Here is an 18459-nt window from a genome sequence, read left to right as displayed (position 1 = left end):
TGTCGGCAACGCAGCGCCATCAGCGCCTTTCGGCGGGAGATTCGCATGGCAAACGACAAAACCGTCTCGGATTCCAATCTCCTGCGGACGCTGTTCAACCTCTGGCCCTATATGTGGCCGACCGGTCGCCCGGATCTCAAGATGCGTGTCGTCTGGGCCTCAGTTTACCTGCTCGTTTCCAAGTTCGTGCTGCTGCTCGTCCCCTATTTCTTCAAGTGGTCGACGGATGCGCTGAACGGGAGGATGGATCTGGCCGGCAAGGTGCCGGACCTGCTTGTTGGTGCAACGGCATTGGTCGTCGCCTACAATCTCACCCGCCTGCTCCAACTCGGTCTGAACCAGTTGCGCGACGCGCTCTTTGCCAGTGTCGGGCAGCATGCCGTGCGGCAGTTGGCCTACAAGACCTTCGTGCACATGCACGAACTGTCGCTGCGCTTCCACCTCGAACGAAAGACCGGTGGGCTTTCGCGTGTGATCGAGCGCGGCACAAAGGGGATCGAGACCATCGTGCGGTTCACGATCCTCAACTCCGTCCCGACTCTGATCGAGTTCCTGCTGACAGCCATCATCTTCTGGTGGGGCTACGGCTTCTCCTATCTCGCCGTCACCGCGTTCACAGTCTGGGCCTATATCTGGTTCACGATCCGCGCCAGCGACTGGCGCATCGCCATCCGCCGCACGATGAACGACAGCGATACCGACGCCAACACCAAGGCGATCGATTCCCTCCTCAACTTCGAGACGGTCAAGTACTTCGGCAACGAGGAGATGGAGGCCCGGCGCTTCGACAGGTCGATGGAACGCTACGAGAAGGCGGCCACCGATGTCTGGACCTCGCTCGGCTGGCTCAACTTCGGCCAGGGGGTGATTTTCGGACTAGGCACGACAGTGATGTTGATCCTGTCGGCCCTTGCGGTCCAACGCGGCGAGCAGACGGTCGGCGACTTCGTCTTCGTCAACGCCATGCTGCTGCAGCTTTCCGTCCCGCTAAACTTCATCGGCTTCGTCTACCGTGAAATCCGCCAGGGCTTGACCGATATCGAGCAGATGTTCGATCTCCTCGAAGTCAAGGCTGAAGTGATGGATGCGCCCGATGCCGCACCTCTGACCATCAAGCAAGGCGCCATCTCGTTCAAGGACGTGCATTTTTCCTATGACCCTGCCCGTCCGATCCTCAAAGGCATTTCCTTCGAGGTGCCTGCCGGCAAGACCGTTGCCGTCGTTGGACCATCGGGCGCTGGAAAATCGACATTGTCGCGTCTGCTCTACCGTTTCTATGACATTCAGAGCGGCTCGGTCACGGTCGATGGTCAGGATATCAGGACGGTGACCCAGAAAAGCTTGCGATCGGTAATCGGGATGGTTCCGCAAGACACCGTCCTTTTCAACGATACGGTCGCCTACAACATCCGCTATGGGCGCCCTTCCGCCAGCGAAGCCGAGGTAAAAACCGCGGCCGAGATCGCGCAGATCGCGCACTTTATCGATCTGCTGCCACAGGGCTTTGAGACCAAGGTCGGCGAGCGCGGCTTGAAGCTCTCGGGCGGCGAGAAACAACGCGTTGCGATCGCGCGGACGATCCTGAAAGCGCCACCGATACTGATCCTCGACGAGGCGACGTCGGCCCTCGACACAACCACCGAGCGGGACATCCAGACCGCGCTCGATGTCGTATCCAAGAACCGCACGACGCTGGTCATTGCCCACCGCCTGTCCACCGTCATCGGCGCGCACGAGATCATCGTTCTGAAGAGCGGCGAGATTGCAGAGCGCGGCACCCACGCCGCGCTTCTCCAGAAGAATGGCCTTTATGCTTCGATGTGGAACCGCCAGCGCGAGGCAACGCAGGCCGAAGAGCATCTGAAGCAAGTCCGCGAGAGCGACGACATGGGCGTCGTCAACAGACTTGCGCCCGCGAGCTAAGCTGAATGGTCGGCAATCGGGCTGCTTTGCTGTTCAGGAGCCCGTCATAGATGTGGGTCAAGGAGCCGCAGCATTGCCCCGGCGGCGGTTTCCCTGTAACCAGCGATGAGAAAGGAACGCCAAGCACGGCGCGATCTTTGAGATTCGCTTGTCGCGCTTTAGTTCTTTGTTTTCACGCATGTCTTTGGCCCGAAGCCGGTTCCCGCCTTCGGGAGACATGCTTTAGGAGCGCGGTATAAATGAGCTTGTTCAATACGGTACGCAACACGATCGTTCCGGTGCACAAGGAAGGGTATCCCTTCATAGCCGCCTTCTTCGTCGCCTCGCTGGTCCTCGGCTGGATCTTCAAGCCGCTGTTCTGGATCGGGCTGATCCTGACGCTCTGGTGCGCTTATTTCTTCCGCGATCCCGAGAGAATGACGCCTCAGGACGACGATCTCGTCATCTCCCCGGCCGATGGCAAGGTGTCATCGGTCCAGATGGTCGTGCCGCCCGCCGAACTGAGCCTTGGCAGCGAGCCGATGCTGCGTATCTCTGTGTTCATGAATGTCTTCAACTGCCACGTGAACCGCTCCCCGGTGCGCGGACGGATCGTCAGCGTCAACTACCGGTCGGGCGGCTTCGTGAATGCCGAACTCGACAAGGCAAGCGAGGACAACGAGCGCAACGGCCTTGTTATCGAAACAAAGCACGGCCAGATCGGCGTCGTTCAGATCGCCGGCCTTGTTGCACGACGTATCCTGTGCTGGGCAAACCAGAACGAGCCTCTGGATGCTGGCGAGCGCTTTGGCCTCATTCGTTTCGGCTCACGCCTTGACGTGTTTTTGCCGGCAAGCGCAGCGCCCCGGGTGACACTCGGCCAGACGGCCATTGCCGGAGAAACCGTGCTGGCCGAATTCGGCGCGGTCAAGGGTCCGGTCGTCAGCCGCCGAAGCTAACAGTACTGGAGAGCGACATGGAAACGCCCTTCCCGCCCTTCGAGCCCAACGGCCCTCCTGATGATTCGGGCCGCGGACCGCGGCTTCGCGAGATTCCGCTTCGCCTCATCATACCCAACCTCATCACGATTCTGGCGATCTGTGCCGGCCTCACCGGCATTCGCCTCGCGTTCGAGAACCGGTACGAGCTGGCGGTCGGCATGGTGCTCCTGGCTGCATTCCTCGACGGGATCGACGGCCGTGTTGCCCGCCTGATGAAGGCGACGTCGAAGTTCGGCGCGCAAATGGATTCGCTCGCGGACATCGTGAATTTCGGCGTCGCGCCGGCACTCGTCGTGTATGTCTTTGCACTGGATCAGGCCCGCTCGATCGGCTGGATCGCCGCCCTGATCTATTCGATTGCGGCGGGTCTTCGCCTAGCCCGCTTCAACGTCATGGCCGAGCGCGAGAACAAGGCAACGTGGCAGTCGGAGTATTTCGTCGGCGTGCCCGCGCCAGCCGGCGCGATGCTGGTACTGCTGCCAGTCTATCTCGGCTTTCTCGGCCTGACTACGGATCGCACCTTCGCCTATCTCTCCTCGGCCTATACGGTTCTGATCGCGTTCCTCCTCATCAGCCGTCTTCCTGTCTGGTCCGGAAAGTCAGAAGGCAGCAGACTGCGGCGTGATCTGGTGCTTCCGGTGATGCTCGGCGTCGTTCTCTACGTTGCGCTGCTATCGAGTTTCACCTGGGAAGTCATGGTCGTGACCGCGGTTCTCTACCTCCTCACGTTGCCCTTCGGCGCCCGCAAATGGAAGCGCAAATACGGTACGCTGACGATCGAGGAACCCGGCGTCGGCGAAGACGATATCGGCCGACACATCTGACATTTTCCGGCTCTCCTTGCGGAAGAATGCCTGACTCAAGCCTCGCGAATTATGCATTAGATACATAATTCCTGATATGCGGCGCCTCTATTTTGTCGCTATTACAGGCAAAAGAGCAATAAATATAAGAGTCTAGGGACAGCACGTAAGGAGAGTATTGTGACCCCGAAGAAGACAAGCGTCGAACAGCCGGCAAAGTCCGACCTCAGCGCTAACTACCGCCCGCTCGGCCTGAAGGCCGTCCTTGCGGCGGCCCTGATGCTCAAGAGCAAGCCGACTCTGATCAAGAAGCCTGCCTAAGAACCTGCCAAAAAGCGGACGACCAGGCTGATCGCCAGTAGTCCCATGACCACGCCGATGATGATATCCAGAACCCGCCAGGCGGCGGGTTTTGCGAAGACTGGCTGCAGCAGGCGAGCGCCGTATTCCAATCCAAAGAACCAGACGAATGATGAGGTCGCCGCGCCGAGGCCGTAGGCCAAACGGGTCCGCGCCGCTATAGGCTGCGGACAGGCTGCCGAGCAGAACAACCGCGTCCAGATAGACATGCGGGTTCAGGAAGGTGAAGGCCAGGCAGGTCGCCACGGCGGCTTTCGGGCCCAGCGCTTGGCGCCGAGAAAGAAACCTGCAAGCGCGGCCGAAAAGGAGATCATGTGATTTTCCGGAAATGATGCGCCAGGAGTAGCGGACTAGAAGAAGCTCAGCTGGCCATCGTCCGGCTTTTTCTTTTCAGGCGACGGCGGCTTTTCGACGGCCACTCTTTCCTGCAGATCGGCCCCCATGTTGGTCACCTTTGTTGACCTTGTCGGAAACTGGGATTGCCTCGAAGAAATCCTCTTCCACCGGTTTCATCAGATCGGCCACGTCGCGCGGCTCCTGTGTCTTGCAATCCAGCCAGCGCGAAAAATTCTCCGGCTTGATGACGACGGGCATGCGGTCGTGGATCGGTACGATGCCAGCGTTTGCCGCGGTCGTCAGGATCGCGCCGGTATCGACCTCCGAACCATCGGCGGAGGACCACGTTTCCATCAGGCCCGCGAACGCGACAACACCGCCGCCGCGCGGCTTGATCCAATAGGCCTGAGATCTCTCGCCGCTCTCCTTGCTGGGGCGATGCCATTCATAGAAGCCGGAAGCGGGCACGAGCACGCGCCGATGGCGCATGGCGGCGCGAAACGATGCCTTGCCGATCGCCGTTTCGGCGCGGGCATTGATCAGGAGCGGAAATTGCTTCGGATCCTTTACCCAGCCGGGCGTAAAGCCCCAGCGTACGAGCACCGCGCGCCGCTCGGGAAGGTTGCTGCCTTTCTCCCTTGTTTCATCGCTGACGACGACCAGAATGGGCTGGGTCGGGGAAATGTTATAACGCGCGGGAAAATCCTCGAGATCCATGATCCCCAAGATTTCCTTGAGTTCTTCGGGGGAAATCGTCAGCGCATAACGTCCACACATGGGGATGTCTTTGCACTCAGACCCGCTATGGTCAAGGCTCACTCAGCCACGCGGAGCGACCAGTATGGTTGCAGTGCCGCCGAGGGCCGCGCGCGCCACCGATGTAGATGCCGCCATAGGCGGCACATGTGCGGCCGGCGGCCTCGCTCGGCACAAGCCCAAGAAGCCAGGCGAACAGCGCCAGAGACACCATGCCTGGCGCGAGCCACCAGGCAAACGTTGTCATTTTCAGCCATGCCAAGCATAAAAAGCAACCGGCAATCTCGAAAACAGCTGCAGCGGCATAGATGATACAAGTCACGGCTCCTTCGAATCGCCGAACTCAATATCCGGCGCAACGTCGGTTGCGCCAAGTACAGCCACCACCAATCGACGCGGATCCCCTATGACTTCCACTCCGAAGGCGGCATCCTCCGCCATCCTGCAGCGCGGCGACCGGTTCCTCCTCGTGCTCCGGCGCAATCCGCCGTCGGCCGACATGTATGCCTTTCCGGGAGGACGGGCCGAACCCGGCGAGACGCCCGCGGAAACCGCGCTGCGGGAATTCGAGGAGGAGACCGGCATAAAGGCACGCGGCCCTCGGCTCTTCGCAACATACGATCTGAAGACGCATTCCGCCGACGGCACCGTCGTGAGCCATTTCTTCCTTTCGGTATTTCAAGTCGAGGCGGACGACGAGACTGTCGCCATCGCCGCCGACGACGCTGCCGACCTCGGCTGGTTCAGCGTGGAAGAGATCCGCCGACTGCCTGCCCCTCAAAGCGTGCTTGAATGCGCCGAACGCCTGGCGTCCGGCAGTGAATAAGCAAGTGGAAATTCCTGCATGCGCCTTGCTCCCGTCACTGTCAGCGTATCAACTATGTGCATGATTCCCGTTCGATGCGTGTTCCTGTCTCTTGCATTGTGCGTAAGCGCCGCCCGACCCGCCCCCGCATGGGCACAGGGCCCGACGCCAACACTGCCGGAGGAGAATGCGCCAAAAGCGGTCACCGTGCCCTATGACGACAAGCTCTCGCGGCTTGCTGAAGTGCTGGGCTCAGTTCACTACCTGAGGACCCTGTGCAAAGCGGAAGACAGCGGCGAATGGCGAGGGCGCATGCAGCAATTGCTTGATTCAGAAGCCAAAGACGAGCCGCAGCGTAAGGAACAGTTGACCGCGGCCTTCAATCGCGGCTACCGCGCCTTCGCGTCGGTTTATACGGATTGCACGCCGGCCGCCATCGTGGCAGAAGAGCGATACCGTGCCGAAGGTGCAACACTCGCCACAGAAATTACGTCACGGTTCGGAAATTAACGGTTAATTAACCTCTTTTCACGGCCGGCCGTGTCGTTTTGGGAAAAGGCTGATAAGGTCGTTAACTAGGCAGTAAGGCATGCAGTTTGAGGAAATGACAATGGAACCAAGCCTCAATGACATCGACGACATGATCGTTCATGAGAAGACTCAGGCGGCCTTGGAGTACCATAACGAAGCCTGGGCCGACGGCATGGCAGACGGAATCGAACCCGAGATCATCGCCGATACGGCAATCATCCATGCGCTACGTGAAACCATTCGCCTCCATGGCGAAAACAGTGCCGAAGCGCTGCTGGATTCCTTGCGCGAGCGTATGCTTGCCGGCGAGTTTTCTCCGAACCGCACCTTGCAATAACGATCACAGAGAGTTTCATGCATACCGCTAGGGACAATGCTTCGCGGCCCGCGATCGCGCCGCTTTTGCTTGCAATCGGCCTTAGCGCCAGCAGCTTTTTGACCGGGACCTCGGCCCTGGCACTTTCCGAGCTGCAGAAGACCCCGGGCCAAGCTGAACAAAGCGCTCCGGGGCAAGGCAGCGAAAAGCCCGCAGCATCGCCAACCGCGCCCGGCGTTCCAATGCCCGACCCGCTGGTCAACTCGCAGGCCGGCCAGGGCAACGACAAGACACCTGGCGCCCAGGACAGCACAAAGCCTGTCGAAGTCATCTACGATATCAGCAAGGTCCCCGAGCCCGTTCGCAAGATGCGCGAGCAGATCGTCGAAGCCGCCGCTTCGGGCGATCTCGAGCGGCTGCGGCCTCTGCTCGGCACAGGGGCCGGCCAGACCCAGGTAACAGTCGGCGAGCCGACCGACGATCCAATCAGCGCACTCAAGGACCTTTCGGGCGATCCCGAGGGCGATGAGATCCTGGCGATCATGCTCGACATCATTTCCACCGGGTTCGTTCATGTTGGCCAAGGCACGCCTGACGAGATGTACGTCTGGCCCTACTTCGCCGAGAAGGATCTCAAGGCGCTGACACCCCCCGAGCGGGTCGAATTGCTACGCATCGTTACAGCAGGTGACCTGTCCGACATGCAGGAATTCGGCGGCTATAATTTCTATCGGCTGGGCATCACCCCCGACGGCAAGTGGAAGTACTTTACCGCCGGCGACTGAGGCTTGCGAAGCCTTAAACGAAGACATACTTCTGAGCGATAACGAACGCGACAGGTGCCGCCATGCCAGCCGTATTTCTGAAGAACCGCTCGCTCATCCGGGTCAGCGGCTCGGAGGTTCAATCCTTCCTGCAGAACCTGATCACCACAGACATCGCCGCACTTTCGGCCGACGAAGCGCGGCCAGGCGCGCTCTTGACCCCTCAGGGCAAAATCCTCTTCGACTTCATGATCTGGCGGGACGGCGACGGGTTCGTCATTGAGACGGACGATCATCAGCGGGATGCCCTCATCAAGCGACTGACGATGTATAAGCTCCGGGCTGCCATCGACCTATCGCCTGCCGGCGAAGGCGTGACGGTTTCCTGGGAAAATACAAACAATGGGCTGGCTGACAGTCGGTTTACCAAGGCCGGCGTCACTCTTATCCGGCAACCGGGTGAGCACGGCACCGACGATCTCGATGCTTACGATGCGTTGCGCATTGCGAACGGCATCGCAGTATCCGGACAGGATTATGCCCTGCAGGATGCCTTTCCGCACGATGTCCTGATGGATTTCAACGGCAGCCTCTCCTTCAAGAAGGGCTGCTATGTCGGCCAGGAGGTCGTCTCACGCATGCAGCATCGTGGAACGGCGCGCCGCCGCGTCGTTACGGTGAAGGCCGAGGTGGCACTCCCGTCATCGGGGACGGAGATAACCGCCGCGGGCAAGCCGGTCGGCGCACTCGGCTCGGTCGTGGGAAAAGGCGGCCTTGCGATCGTTCGCATCGACCGTGCCGGTGAAGCCATGGCAGCACACACGCCGCTGCTGGCAGGCGACACATCCGTTACCCTGGAATTGCCTGCCTGGACGGGGCTGACATTCCCGTCGACGGCGGACGAGGCAAGCGCGTGACTGCTAAGGCGCCGCGCGCGTGGCAACGCATGCTTTCTGGCCGCCGGCTCGATCTGCTCGACCCCTCTCCCGTCGACGTCGAGGTGAGCGATATCGCACATGGACTTGCGCGCGTCGCCCGCTGGAATGGACAGACCTCGGGGGATCACGCCTTCTCCGTCGCCCAGCATTGCCTTGTCGTTGAGGACATTTTCCGCCGCCTCAACGATGCGACCGCCGAGCAATGCCTGATGGCGTTGCTGCACGATGCGCCGGAATATGTGATCGGCGACATGATTTCACCATTCAAGTCGGTCGTCGGCGGCGGATACAAGGCCGTCGAAAAGCGGCTGGAGGCTGCCGTCCATCTTCGCTTCGGCCTGCCACCTCACCCAACACGCGAGCTCAAGGACAGGATAAAGAAGGCCGACACCATCGCCGCTTATTTCGAGGCGACGCAGCTTGCCGGCTTTACCTCGGCGGAGGCGCAGAAGTTCTTCGGCCAGCCACGTGGGATCACCAAAGACATGCTGGTAATGACCCCGCTGCCTGCTGTCGAGGCGCAACGCCTCTTTTGCGCGCGCTTCGAGGCAATCGAGGCCATTCGAGGCGGCAAAGCATGACCAGGATCGTTGTTGCGCCCCTTTCCCGGATCGCCGAAATGGCGGTCAGGCATGGCGCGCGCGAGATGATCAGCCTGATGGCGAAGGAGCAAGCCTTTCACCGGCCTGCCGTAATCCAGGCGCACCGGCACCTTCTCCTGAAAATGAATGACATCGCCTTCAGGGGAACCGGCAACCTTGTCGCGCCTGATGAAACCCACGTGCGGGAGATCATCGATTTTACGCGCGATTGGGATCGGGGCGCGCCTCTTCTCATCCACTGCTGGATGGGCGTGTCACGGTCGCCCGCCGCCGCCTTGATTGCCGCTCTTTCCGTGTCGCCGGAGCAAGAGGACATGGGGCTCGTCCGCCGGCTGCGCGCTGCCTCCCCCTATGCCACACCCAATGCGCGCCTCGTTCAAATCGGTGACGACATGCTCGGCCGCAGGGGACGGCTGGTCGATGCGGTTCGCGTTATCGGAAGAGGCGCCGACGCGGACGGAAACGCGCCGTTTACGCTGAACGTGGAAGAGCCGACCGCCGGAACGTTTTCTGTCGATACCGGTTAACCTCTAGAGGAGGTTGATCGATGTCGCTGCAGAATTATCGCGATACGTTTGTGAGCTGTTTGGCGACACTCAAGAGCCTGACAAGTGCGTCCGACGAATATGCGCGGTTTCGGTGGCAAGCGATCTATCTCACGCGTGACCGATTTTCCTACTTCTTCCGCGGAGATCTGGATGGCGTCAAAACCAGCTTCTTCGGCCAGCAGATCGACGTGACCACCGGCGCGGCCAGTTCGGTTCCGACGCGCTCGATCACGCTTTATGGGGCAACATTCGGCCTGAACGAGGCCATCACCGTCTATGATGGGCCGCAGAAGTCTGTCATCGACGTCGCGCACGCCTTCAGCGAAGAAGGCGCTGAATACCAGGCTGAGTTCTTCTATGTCAGGATGAACCTGCTGTACTCGGGAGAAGACGGCCGCATCGGCTTCGGCATCGATCCCCTGCTGCGCGAAAACACCAATATCATATTTGTCGGGCTGGAGGACCACGCCACCGCCGATCTGCTCGAAGCAAGCAATGCCGGGCAATGGGTCGCGACGGATAAGCCCATGGCATCAAGCGAGTGGTATGCCGAGCGATACTACTACCGCTGACGTTGCACGGCCAAGCTTATTTGATGACGCCGCACGCCAGGCGCTCGCCTGCATCCCCTGCAGGTTGGCTGCGATAATCATCGGAATTGGCGTGAACGATCAGCGCTCGACCGCGGATGCCATCGGTCTTGCCGTCGAGGGTGACCATGCTGTCAAAGATTTGCGCCCGCAGAACGCCGTCCTGGTCAACATACTGATTGGGCATGTCACCGGCGTGGGGTCCCTTTGCTGACAACAGACCATGCTCAGCATTGGTCGGATTGAAGTGTTTTCCAGCCGACTCGTGATGCCCGGCCGCGTCGCAATTGCCGGTCTCGTGGACATGGAATGCGACCCATTTGTTCGCAGGCAATCCAGTGACTTCGACCTCGATCAGGACACCGCCGTTCGCTGCAGCCGTCAGAGTGGCCCGACCGCTTGCCTTTCCGTCACCGCCGACGAAGTCCGCAGTGGCCGTTTGCTTGTCCTGAGCCAACGTGGCCGAAGAGACCGCAATGAACGCCAGAGCGGCAATCGAGAGGACTGTTTTCATTGGACCTTCCTTCCCTTGCATCGCTGCTTTCAACGTGCGAGGCCTGAAGCTGTTCCTGAAATGGCAGCAAAGAAAAAGCCCGCCCCTGGGCCAGCCTTGCGAATTTAGCGCACGGCGCGATCAGGCGACGGTATCGAGATCGTATTGACCGTAGGTGCTCTTATACAGATCGTCAGAAGCGTTATGCTGCTGATAGAAATTGATGCCACCACTCTCGCGAGTGCCCATCATGAATGCAAGCACGCCGTCAGACAGCTTGGGTGCAAATTCCTGGATCGTTCCTTCTTCGCCCAACTGCTTTAAGATGCCCGGCTTATCATCAGCCGCCCGCTCGCCCCTGCTCAGCAGGCCATCGCCATTTGTGTCCAGCCGCGACAGCGTCGCGAGATACGCGTAGGAGGTATCACTAACCGATGAAACTTGGCTCATACAAACCTCCATTCACCGCCGTTTCGGTGATGTTTGTACGCAATACGAAATGGGGAAAATCAAAGGCTAATCGGTCGTTAAACTGATTTGCGCACTGCGTCAATAAGCTGTTAACATGCCATTAACCATGATTGACAAAGTGTGATCTTGGCGCATCAGCGACGTGTGGCCTGGGCCCAGATCGCCTGCATTTGCGCGCATTTCGGCTGAAGCAGCCAAATATCGTGCCAGCGATATATTCATTTGCGTCGCAACAGAATTTTAATGCGACCAACGGATTATCTTTGCCACGGTGGCAGCTGTCGGTTGAGTTTAAAATTGTATAGACGATATTTTTTCGATTGTTTCAGAAAGTCCTTTCATGTTTGACGCGCCGCGTCGCAATTGCAGGTTAGCAGGCGGTTCACTGGGCTCCGCACACCTTCCTTTCTCTCCCGACGTGGAGATTGCCGCAAATGGACGCTGAAGCCCTTTTTCGGCAACAGTGCACAACCGCTGTCAATGAGGACGGCTCTGCCAACCCCGAGCGTCTGATGGCTCTTGTCGTCGAGACATATCGGCTGCAGGCAGGAAAGAAGCGCGCCGCGGAGGATCGTTCTCGACTGCTCGTCAAGGAAAACGGCGCGCTGAAGGGCAGCCTCTTCGCCTCAAAGACAGATCTCGCGCAGCAGAAGCGACTCTTCGGGATCGTTCTCGACAACCTGCCTCAGGGCCTGAGTGTCTTCGACTCGCAGCAGCGGTTGACGGTCTGCAACATCCGCTTCCGGCAACTCTTCGGGTTCAGCAGCGAGGAGGCCTCTCCCAGCGCTTCGATGGGATCGCTGATCGCAAAGATCCGCGGCAACGAGCGCGGTGAGAAAAAGGTTTCCCGTTTGCGTGACGCTGCCTCGGAGGGCGGACACATCCGTCACCGCGAATGGGTGATGGAAGACGGCCGCACGATCCAGAGCGTTATCACCGTCCTGCCCGATGGGAGCAATATTTCCATCCACGCCGACATCACCGAAGACCGGAAAGCGGCCGAGCGTATTGCCTATCTCGCTCATCACGATCCGCTGACAGGCCTGCCGAACCGCATCAGCCTCAGGGAACGCATCGACGCCGCGCTGGCCGGCCGCAAGCCGGACGAACACATTGCCCTCGTGCACCTCAATCTTGATCGCTTCAAATCGATCAACAACACGCTCGGCGTCTCGGCCGGTGACAAGATCCTGCGGCAGGTGGCCGAGCGCATCCGCATGTCGGCCGGCGCTGGCAATGTGCTGGCACGCCTTGGCTCGGACGAATTTGCGGTTCTCCAATTCGGGCGGCAGCAGCCGTGGAATGTCACGGCTCTTGTCGACCAGATCCGGCGGGAACTTTCCGAGCCGTTCTTTCGCGGCGACAAAGCCGTCGAGCTCAGCGTGTCGATGGGTATCGCCATCAGTCCGCAAGACGGAACCGAGACGGATGTCCTGCTGAAACATGCCGGCGTCGCGCTGTCGCATGCCAAGAGCAGCGGCGGCAACGGCGAGCGTTTCTTCACCGCCGAGATGGAAGCTGAAATCGAAGCGCGGCATGCGCTCGAAGCGGATTTGCGCAAAGCCGTGGAACGCGAGGAGTTCGAACTTCACTATCAACCGCTCTATGATCTCGGCCAGCAGCGGATCTGCGGTTTCGAGGCGCTCGTGCGATGGAACCACCCGACGCGTGGTCGGGTGCCACCGCTGGAATTTATCCCACTTGCGGAAGAGGTCGGGCTCGTGGTCGACATCGGACGCTGGGTGCTGCGCCGTGCCTGCCGCGATGCGGTGCACTGGCCGGAAGATATCAAGGTCGCAGTCAACGTTTCAGCCATTCAATTCACGAACAGTGATCTGCCGGCCGATGTCGCCGCAGCACTGGCGCAAGCGCGGCTTGCGGCCTGCCGGTTGGAAATCGAGATCACCGAAAGTGTGCTGATGGAAAATCTCGATGAGGCCCTGCCCATCCTGCACGTGCTCAAACAAAGCGGCATTCGCATCGCCATGGACGATTTCGGCACCGGCTACTCATCGCTGAGCTATCTCCGGCGGTTCCCCTTCGACAAGATCAAGATCGACAAGTCGTTCGTCAACGGTATCGTCGAAGACCGGGAAGCCTTTGCGATCATGCGCGCCATCATCCTTCTCGGCGATGCGCTCGGCATGCGCGTAACGGTGGAAGGTGTGGAAACGGCCGACCAGTTGGCGCTGCTGCGGCGTGAAGCCTGCGATGAGATCCAGGGGTATCACATCAGTCCGCCGCGGCCTGCCGTCGACGTGCCCTACCTGTTGTCGCAGCCACCGGAACACACCAGCGCCAGGGCGAGCTGACACGGACTTCGTTGCGACTCGTGGTTCCTGCGTTTATGGAGGGACACCCTCTTCCAATGCGGTGATCCCATGTTCCAGACGAAGGCCTTTGCTCCATTTGAAAATCTTGCCACCGAGCTCGTGCCGCATTCGTCTGAAGGCGACGACGGCTCGCATGACCTTGCGCATGTCTTGCGTGTCTTCAAGAACGCGATGCGAATCCAGGCTCTCGAGGGTGGCGATGCAAGAATCCTTGCGGCTGCCGTCCTTCTGCATGACTGCGTGGCCGTGGAAAAGAACTCCCCCATACGATCGAGGGCCTCTGCACTGGCGGCAGATAAGGCATCGGCTATTCTCGCCGAGCTTGGCTGGGACGGCAACGATATCGCAGCGGTCGCGCACGCGATCGTCGCGCACAGCTTCTCCGCCAACGTCGCGCCGGAGACCCTGGAGGCCAAGATACTGCAGGATGCCGACCGGCTGGATGCGATAGGCATGGTCGGCGCCGGGCGTTGCTTCTATATCGGTGGGCGGATGTCGTCAGCGCTCTACGACCCGTTCGATCCGGCTGGCAGCTATCGAGAGCTTGACGACAAACGATATGTCATCGACCACTTCCAGACCAAACTGTTCAAACTGGCGGATGGCTTTCAGACGAAAGCAGGGCGGACGCTCGCGGCCGAACGCGACGAACGGCTGCGAGACTTCCTGGCGGCATTCATGGACGAAATCTAGGAGCACTTGATGCGTATCGCCGATCTTTTCATCTATCCGCTCAAGAGTGCCCGAGGTATTGCCCTGCCGTCCTCCGAGATCGATGCATTCGGGCTGCCGGGCGACCGGCGCGCAATCATCTGCTTGTCACCACCTATGGTGAGATGGAGTTGAGACGGCCCGGCCTGCACGGCAATGCGCGCAAGCTCGGGCAACTCGCGCTGTGTGATAAAGTGTCCGTCCCGATCGGTGATCATCGCACGCAGATCCCGATGGCCGCAAGGCGAATGGACGTTTCGATCTGGAAGTCCATCGTCAATGCTGCGGTTGCCGATGACGTGGCGAATAACCAACTTTCCACTTGGCTGGGGCGAGACGTAAAACTGGTGTTTTTCGATGAGGATGCCAGGCGCTCCGCCAGCGCAGAATGGGCCGGCCAAGGCACACCGGTTACATTTGCCGATGGCTACCAGATCCTAATGACGACGACCGGCTCCCTACGGGCACTGAATGCCGACCTCGAAAGGCACGGCGAAGGCGGTGTCGGCATGGAGCGGTTCCGGCCCAACATCGTCATCGATACCGATGAAGCTTGGCAGGAAGATCGTTGGGCAGCGATCGAAATCGGAGGCATTCGTTTCGATCTCGTCAAACCTTGTGCGCGCTGCATCATGACGACGCAGGACCAATCGACCGGATCGCGCGACGTTGCCAACCCGATGCCAGCCATGGGCCGCATACGGATGTCGGCGGACCGGCGCGTACCCGGCCCGCTCTTTGGCTGGAATGTCACGCCTCGTGGAATCGGCCGGATAGCGGTCGGCGATCCGGTCAAGGTCATCGAAGAGAGGCCCGAGGGCTGGGCTTTCAAGATCCGTAACCGCGACTAGGCTCGAACCTGGGCAAGCGCCTCGTCTATTTCCATCATGACCGCTGGCGATAGCGGTCCTTTGGCCAGCGCGCCGGCGTTTTCGTCAACCTGGGCGACGGTGCGGAAGCCCGGGATCGGCAAGGTTCGGGGCGAGCGCGCCCAGAGCCACGCCAGAGCCCCTTGCGTGAGAGTTCGACCGTCGGACCTCAACAGCTCGCGAACCGCCTCCAGTCGGGCCGCGAACTCAGGCGCGATGCGCCCATCCTTGAAATAGACCATCCAATCGAGGCTCGCGCCGCGAACATCCTTGTCGCCGACCTTCGTGTCGGCGCGGAATTTTCCGCTGAGCAACCCCATCGCGAGCGGCCCGCGATTGATCGAGATCAGTCCATGCCGTTCGATCACCGAGATCATATCCGGCACCGGCTCGAAGACGTTCATCGTGTGCTGGATGGTAACGAAACCACGACGCTCGGCATGTCGTGCAGCACGATCCGGGAAATCGGTGCTCCAGCCGAAGGCGTCGATCTTGCCCTCGCTGCGCAGATCCTCCAGAGTGTCGAACACCGCGTCTGACTGCTCCGGCGGAAAATCGTTCAAATGAAACTGGAGCAGATCGAGGCGATCTCTCTTCAGCCGACGGAGCGATGTCTCGGCCGAGCGACGAATGAAGGCTGGATCGGCGAAGGCGCCGGTCGCCTGCTTTGTCTCGGGGTCGGTGGCAAAACCGAACTTGGTCGCGATGACAATATCACTGCGGTTGCCGATGGCGCGCCCGAGGATTTCCTCTGAATGCCCCGCCCCATAGTTTGAAGCGGTATCAAAGAGACGGATACCGAGCTCGATTGCGCGATGAATGGCGGCGACCGACACGTCGTCATCGACCTCGCCCCAGCCGAGCGGCGTATCGCCGGCATAGAACGGCCCGCCGATCGCCCAGCAGCCCATACCCAATCTGGGTATTTCATAGTTGTTCCAGAGGTTTATCGTGGTCGTCACGTTGGGCTTGGTCAGCATCGTCTACTCCTCCGATCGCTGGGCTGCATGCGATCGAAATAGGCAGGCGCGTGAGGCGCGTAAAGCACCTCATCTGCATGATATTTTTCACCAATGAAAAATGATCGATCAGGCCGGCAGTTCGTCCGGCGTGGCGGCTGCCCTCAGTGCTTTCAGCGCCGCCTGAACGAAGCCCTCGCGTGCAGCCGCCGCCTCCACTCCGCGCGGCTCATAGACATGGCGATGGAGAAAGAATGCCGTTAGGCGGAACGCAGCGTTGAGGCTGTCGATATCGGCCGCGCGGTTTTCCTCGCTGCTCAGGAATGACGGCAGGAGCAGCATCTTGTCCGCCCATGGAGCCCCCGCAGTCCGGCTGACCGCCCTGCCCGACTTCGGCGACACATAGGCAAGGTCGGAACGCGCGCCCGTGGCGGCACATTCGGTCAGATCGAGGCCGAAACCAAGGTCGTTTAGAACTGCGAGTTCGAACCGGACAAAAAGCTCACCCGCATCGGCCGGATTGTGGAGATTGTCGAGGATGACCTCAAGCGCTTCGAAGAGATGCGGATGCGGATCTCGCTCCGGCAAAAACCGCAGCAGCGCGCCCATGGCCTGCACACCATAGACGGCAGTCGCCGTTTCCATCAGGCGCGCGGCCCGCAACGTCAGCGGCTCGATGCGAAACTCTCCAAGGTGCTCATCAAGACGCGCGCGCCATGTAACCTCGACCTCGTTGCCGGGCTGAAGGACAGGTTGCATGGCCCGCGACCGGCCGGCACGGACCATGCCCAGATGGCGCCCGCGCTCATGCGTCATCACCTCGGCGATAACGCTCGTCTCGCCGTGGCGCTTGACGCCCAAGATGATTGCCCGGTCGTGCCACTGCATTGGAAGCGAACCTTAAACCTTCGATTCGATCCTACCGCAACACCGGTGCTCTGTCATGAAGAGGCATTTAGACGCTGGCTGGGAAGAGCTTCTGAAGGAAGTCGCGCATCGCCGATTCGCCAAACGGTTTGACGAGCAGCGGCACATTCTGGAGGTCTTCGGGAAAATCCTTCGTGTCCGAATAGCCGCTCACAAACCCAAACGGGATGTTGATGTTGGCCAAATGACGGGCGAAATCGAAGCTCATGACTTCGCCGAGGTTGACGTCCAGCAACGCGAAATCGAAGGTTTCGGTCTTGGTCGCCTCCATTGCCTGGTCGAGGCTGCTGACGATACCAATCGTTTCCACGCCCACCTGGCGAAGGATATCCTCGGCTTCCATCGCGATGATCAAACTGTCCTCAAGGACCAGAACACGGTTTGCCTTCATACCCAATACGCCCCTCGCTGAGTGTCATCGAAGACGCTCGGCATTGCATTTCCCGGATTTCCACCTCTGACGCCCCATGGCTCATTGGCCGACAACCATTTACCGCTTAGCTTGCATAGCCGCTTTTTCGTTTCGCGTCGATAAAAAGCAAGCAGGAAGAAAGATGGCACGCAGGACCTTAGGTCCCCTTCGCGTGATGTGCATTTAGAAAAGACATACCGGCGACGCGTATCATATGAAGGGACGGACTTTTTCTCCGAGCCCCTCCCAGCCGGCAGCAGCCATCAGGCCTTCGCCATCGAGCACCTCGCAGGCACGCTCCTGCCAGCGGATGAGGTTACGATTGGCGAGTTTTTTCAATGTCTTGTTGGTATGAACAATCGAAAGCCCCAACGTGTCGGCCACATGCTGCTGCGTGATCGGAATCGACGCATGGCCGTTGAAGAGCTTCAACACCCTCCCGCGCTCAAATAGAAAGGCGATGAGGTAGGCGGCCCGTTCGAGCGCCGTCCGACGGCCAATGCTCAACAGGTGTTCGTCAAGGATGCGTTCCTCTTGGGCAGCAATCCAGGTGATGTCGAAGGCCAGAGATGCATGCTTGTTATAGAGGGTCGCCAGCTTGTCGCGCTCGAAGACGCAAAGAGACACAGGCGACAACGCTTCGACGGAATGCTGCATCTCCCCCATGATCGTTCCCTGAAGACCGATTAGATCACCGGGCATTACATAGTTCAGGATTTGCCGGCGTCCGTCCTCCAGTGCCTTGTAGCGGAAGCCCCAGCCGGAAAGAACGGTGAACAGGTGCGCACTATGTGCGCCCTCGACGAGGATCGTGGCACCGGCATCCACGGCCAACTCTCCTCTCTTGAACTTCGAAACGAATTCGAGCTCTTCGCTGCTGAACGCCCTGAACGTCGCGATAGCACGCAACGGACAGCGCTCGCACGGCGTTTTGAACGAGGAAGTGGGGCGCTGGGTCGCCATAGAGGCCCTTGTGCTCAAAGGAAGAGCGCCGCCGGGATTGGCGCGCTTCACATAGGAACACCCGGACCC

The 18459-nt window shown here is 59.9% G+C and carries 20 protein-coding genes and 6 pseudogenes; 16 read left to right on the top strand and 10 right to left on the bottom strand.

What is annotated here, in order from left to right:
• Positions 1–45 precede the first annotated feature (45 nt).
• The 4 genes from BSG20_RS06205 (at position 46) to BSG20_RS36340 (ending at position 4027) form a co-directional block, all read left to right on the top strand.
• Positions 46–1923, top strand: coding sequence for an ABCB family ABC transporter ATP-binding protein/permease (locus tag BSG20_RS06205; protein ID WP_072372363.1), 1878 nt, complete (start codon positions 46–48; stop codon positions 1921–1923).
• Positions 1924–2162: 239 nt separating this feature from the next.
• Entirely contained in the window at positions 2163–2861 is a 699-nt protein-coding gene (locus tag BSG20_RS06200; RefSeq protein WP_072372361.1) for a phosphatidylserine decarboxylase, read from the top strand.
• A 17-nt stretch (positions 2862–2878) separates the two neighbouring features.
• Positions 2879–3727 (top strand): CDP-diacylglycerol--serine O-phosphatidyltransferase, encoded by an 849-nt coding sequence (pssA, locus tag BSG20_RS06195; RefSeq protein ID WP_024316439.1) that lies wholly within the window; start codon positions 2879–2881, stop codon positions 3725–3727.
• A gap of 159 nt (positions 3728–3886) precedes the next feature.
• On the top strand, positions 3887–4027 hold the full coding sequence (locus tag BSG20_RS36340) for a hypothetical protein (protein ID WP_167371545.1): 141 nt from the start codon (positions 3887–3889) through the stop codon (positions 4025–4027).
• On the opposite strand, the pseudogene BSG20_RS06190 reads toward BSG20_RS36340, so the two are convergent.
• The 3 pseudogenes from BSG20_RS06190 to BSG20_RS06180 form a co-directional block, all read right to left on the bottom strand.
• Positions 4024–4333, bottom strand: a pseudogene (locus tag BSG20_RS06190) (LysE/ArgO family amino acid transporter); the annotation flags it as partial. The gene BSG20_RS36340 and the pseudogene BSG20_RS06190 sit on opposite strands and share 4 nt — an antisense overlap.
• 83 nt (positions 4334–4416) lie before the next feature.
• Positions 4417–5179: pseudogene (locus tag BSG20_RS06185) on the bottom strand (SOS response-associated peptidase).
• Between the two features lie 42 nt (positions 5180–5221).
• Positions 5222–5480, bottom strand: a pseudogene (locus BSG20_RS06180) (YnfA family protein).
• 84 nt (positions 5481–5564) lie between these two features.
• On the opposite strand from BSG20_RS06180, the gene BSG20_RS06175 reads away from it, so the two are divergent.
• The 8 genes from BSG20_RS06175 (at position 5565) to BSG20_RS06140 (ending at position 10234) form a co-directional block, all read left to right on the top strand.
• On the top strand, positions 5565–5984 hold the full coding sequence (locus BSG20_RS06175) for an NUDIX hydrolase (protein WP_072372357.1): 420 nt from the start codon (positions 5565–5567) through the stop codon (positions 5982–5984).
• An 18-nt stretch (positions 5985–6002) separates the two neighbouring features.
• Positions 6003–6473, top strand: a complete 471-nt coding sequence (locus tag BSG20_RS06170; protein ID WP_072372356.1) for a TIGR02301 family protein — start codon at positions 6003–6005, stop codon at positions 6471–6473.
• 100 nt (positions 6474–6573) lie between these two features.
• Positions 6574–6831, top strand: a complete 258-nt coding sequence (locus tag BSG20_RS06165; RefSeq protein ID WP_018857413.1) for a hypothetical protein — start codon at positions 6574–6576, stop codon at positions 6829–6831.
• A gap of 17 nt (positions 6832–6848) precedes the next feature.
• Positions 6849–7595 carry a hypothetical protein gene (locus tag BSG20_RS06160; RefSeq protein WP_072372354.1) on the top strand — a complete coding sequence of 249 codons (747 nt, stop codon included), beginning with the start codon at positions 6849–6851 and terminating at the stop codon, positions 7593–7595.
• A gap of 62 nt (positions 7596–7657) precedes the next feature.
• The gene (gene ygfZ, locus BSG20_RS06155; RefSeq protein ID WP_072372352.1) at positions 7658–8491 is read left to right on the top strand and encodes a CAF17-like 4Fe-4S cluster assembly/insertion protein YgfZ; all 834 of its coding nucleotides are present in this window, start codon (positions 7658–7660) and stop codon (positions 8489–8491) included.
• Positions 8492–8520: 29 nt separating this feature from the next.
• Positions 8521–9093, top strand: a complete 573-nt coding sequence (locus tag BSG20_RS06150) for a YfbR-like 5'-deoxynucleotidase (RefSeq protein ID WP_177309818.1) — start codon at positions 8521–8523, stop codon at positions 9091–9093.
• Positions 9090–9641, top strand: a complete 552-nt coding sequence (locus BSG20_RS06145) for a tyrosine phosphatase family protein (RefSeq protein WP_072372348.1) — start codon at positions 9090–9092, stop codon at positions 9639–9641. The genes BSG20_RS06150 and BSG20_RS06145 overlap by 4 nt, the downstream gene beginning before the upstream one ends.
• A gap of 20 nt (positions 9642–9661) precedes the next feature.
• Positions 9662–10234 carry a hypothetical protein gene (locus tag BSG20_RS06140; protein ID WP_072372346.1) on the top strand — a complete coding sequence of 191 codons (573 nt, stop codon included), beginning with the start codon at positions 9662–9664 and terminating at the stop codon, positions 10232–10234.
• Positions 10235–10250: 16 nt separating this feature from the next.
• On the opposite strand, the gene BSG20_RS06135 is transcribed toward BSG20_RS06140, so the two are convergent.
• Together BSG20_RS06135 and BSG20_RS06130 are read right to left on the bottom strand one after the other, a co-directional pair.
• Entirely contained in the window at positions 10251–10766 is a 516-nt protein-coding gene (locus BSG20_RS06135) for a superoxide dismutase family protein (RefSeq protein WP_072372344.1), read from the bottom strand.
• Positions 10767–10886: 120 nt separating this feature from the next.
• Positions 10887–11195: a hypothetical protein gene (locus BSG20_RS06130; RefSeq protein WP_072372342.1), complete on the bottom strand. Its 309-nt coding sequence runs from the start codon at positions 11193–11195 to the stop codon at positions 10887–10889.
• 455 nt (positions 11196–11650) lie between these two features.
• Here BSG20_RS06130 and BSG20_RS06125 point away from each other — a divergent pair, with 455 nt between their 5' ends.
• From BSG20_RS06125 to BSG20_RS06115, 3 genes and pseudogenes are all read left to right on the top strand, one after another.
• Entirely contained in the window at positions 11651–13528 is a 1878-nt protein-coding gene (locus BSG20_RS06125) for a putative bifunctional diguanylate cyclase/phosphodiesterase (RefSeq protein WP_072372340.1), read from the top strand.
• 69 nt (positions 13529–13597) lie between these two features.
• Positions 13598–14242: an HD domain-containing protein gene (locus BSG20_RS06120; protein WP_072372338.1), complete on the top strand. Its 645-nt coding sequence runs from the start codon at positions 13598–13600 to the stop codon at positions 14240–14242.
• Between the two features lie 9 nt (positions 14243–14251).
• Positions 14252–14362 (top strand): annotated as a pseudogene (locus BSG20_RS06115) (MOSC N-terminal beta barrel domain-containing protein); the annotation flags it as partial.
• 49 nt (positions 14363–14411) lie between these two features.
• Here the strand turns inward: BSG20_RS06115 and BSG20_RS38790 are convergent.
• Positions 14412–14490 (bottom strand): annotated as a pseudogene (locus tag BSG20_RS38790) (hypothetical protein); the annotation flags it as partial.
• Between the two features lie 9 nt (positions 14491–14499).
• On the opposite strand from BSG20_RS38790, the pseudogene BSG20_RS06110 reads away from it, so the two are divergent.
• Positions 14500–15111, top strand: a pseudogene (locus BSG20_RS06110) (MOSC domain-containing protein); the annotation flags it as partial.
• Here BSG20_RS06110 and BSG20_RS06105 read toward each other — a convergent pair.
• From BSG20_RS06105 to BSG20_RS06090, 4 genes are all read right to left on the bottom strand, one after another.
• Positions 15108–16109 (bottom strand): aldo/keto reductase, encoded by a 1002-nt coding sequence (locus BSG20_RS06105; protein WP_072372336.1) that lies wholly within the window; start codon positions 16107–16109, stop codon positions 15108–15110. The pseudogene BSG20_RS06110 and the gene BSG20_RS06105 sit on opposite strands and share 4 nt — an antisense overlap.
• 108 nt (positions 16110–16217) lie before the next feature.
• Positions 16218–16976 carry a DNA repair protein RecO gene (gene recO / locus BSG20_RS06100; protein ID WP_072372334.1) on the bottom strand — a complete coding sequence of 253 codons (759 nt, stop codon included), beginning with the start codon at positions 16974–16976 and terminating at the stop codon, positions 16218–16220.
• A 67-nt stretch (positions 16977–17043) separates the two neighbouring features.
• The gene (locus BSG20_RS06095) at positions 17044–17406 is read right to left on the bottom strand and encodes a response regulator (RefSeq protein WP_024313688.1); all 363 of its coding nucleotides are present in this window, start codon (positions 17404–17406) and stop codon (positions 17044–17046) included.
• Positions 17407–17637: 231 nt separating this feature from the next.
• Complete coding sequence (locus BSG20_RS06090) at positions 17638–18390, bottom strand: Crp/Fnr family transcriptional regulator (RefSeq protein WP_072372332.1); 753 nt, start codon at positions 18388–18390, stop codon at positions 17638–17640.
• Positions 18391–18459: the final 69 nt, after the last annotated feature.

It is taken from the genome of Rhizobium tibeticum (genome assembly GCF_900110205.1).
GTDB lineage: Bacteria > Pseudomonadota > Alphaproteobacteria > Rhizobiales > Rhizobiaceae > Rhizobium > Rhizobium tibeticum.
This window is presented reverse-complemented; position numbering and strand designations above follow the sequence as displayed.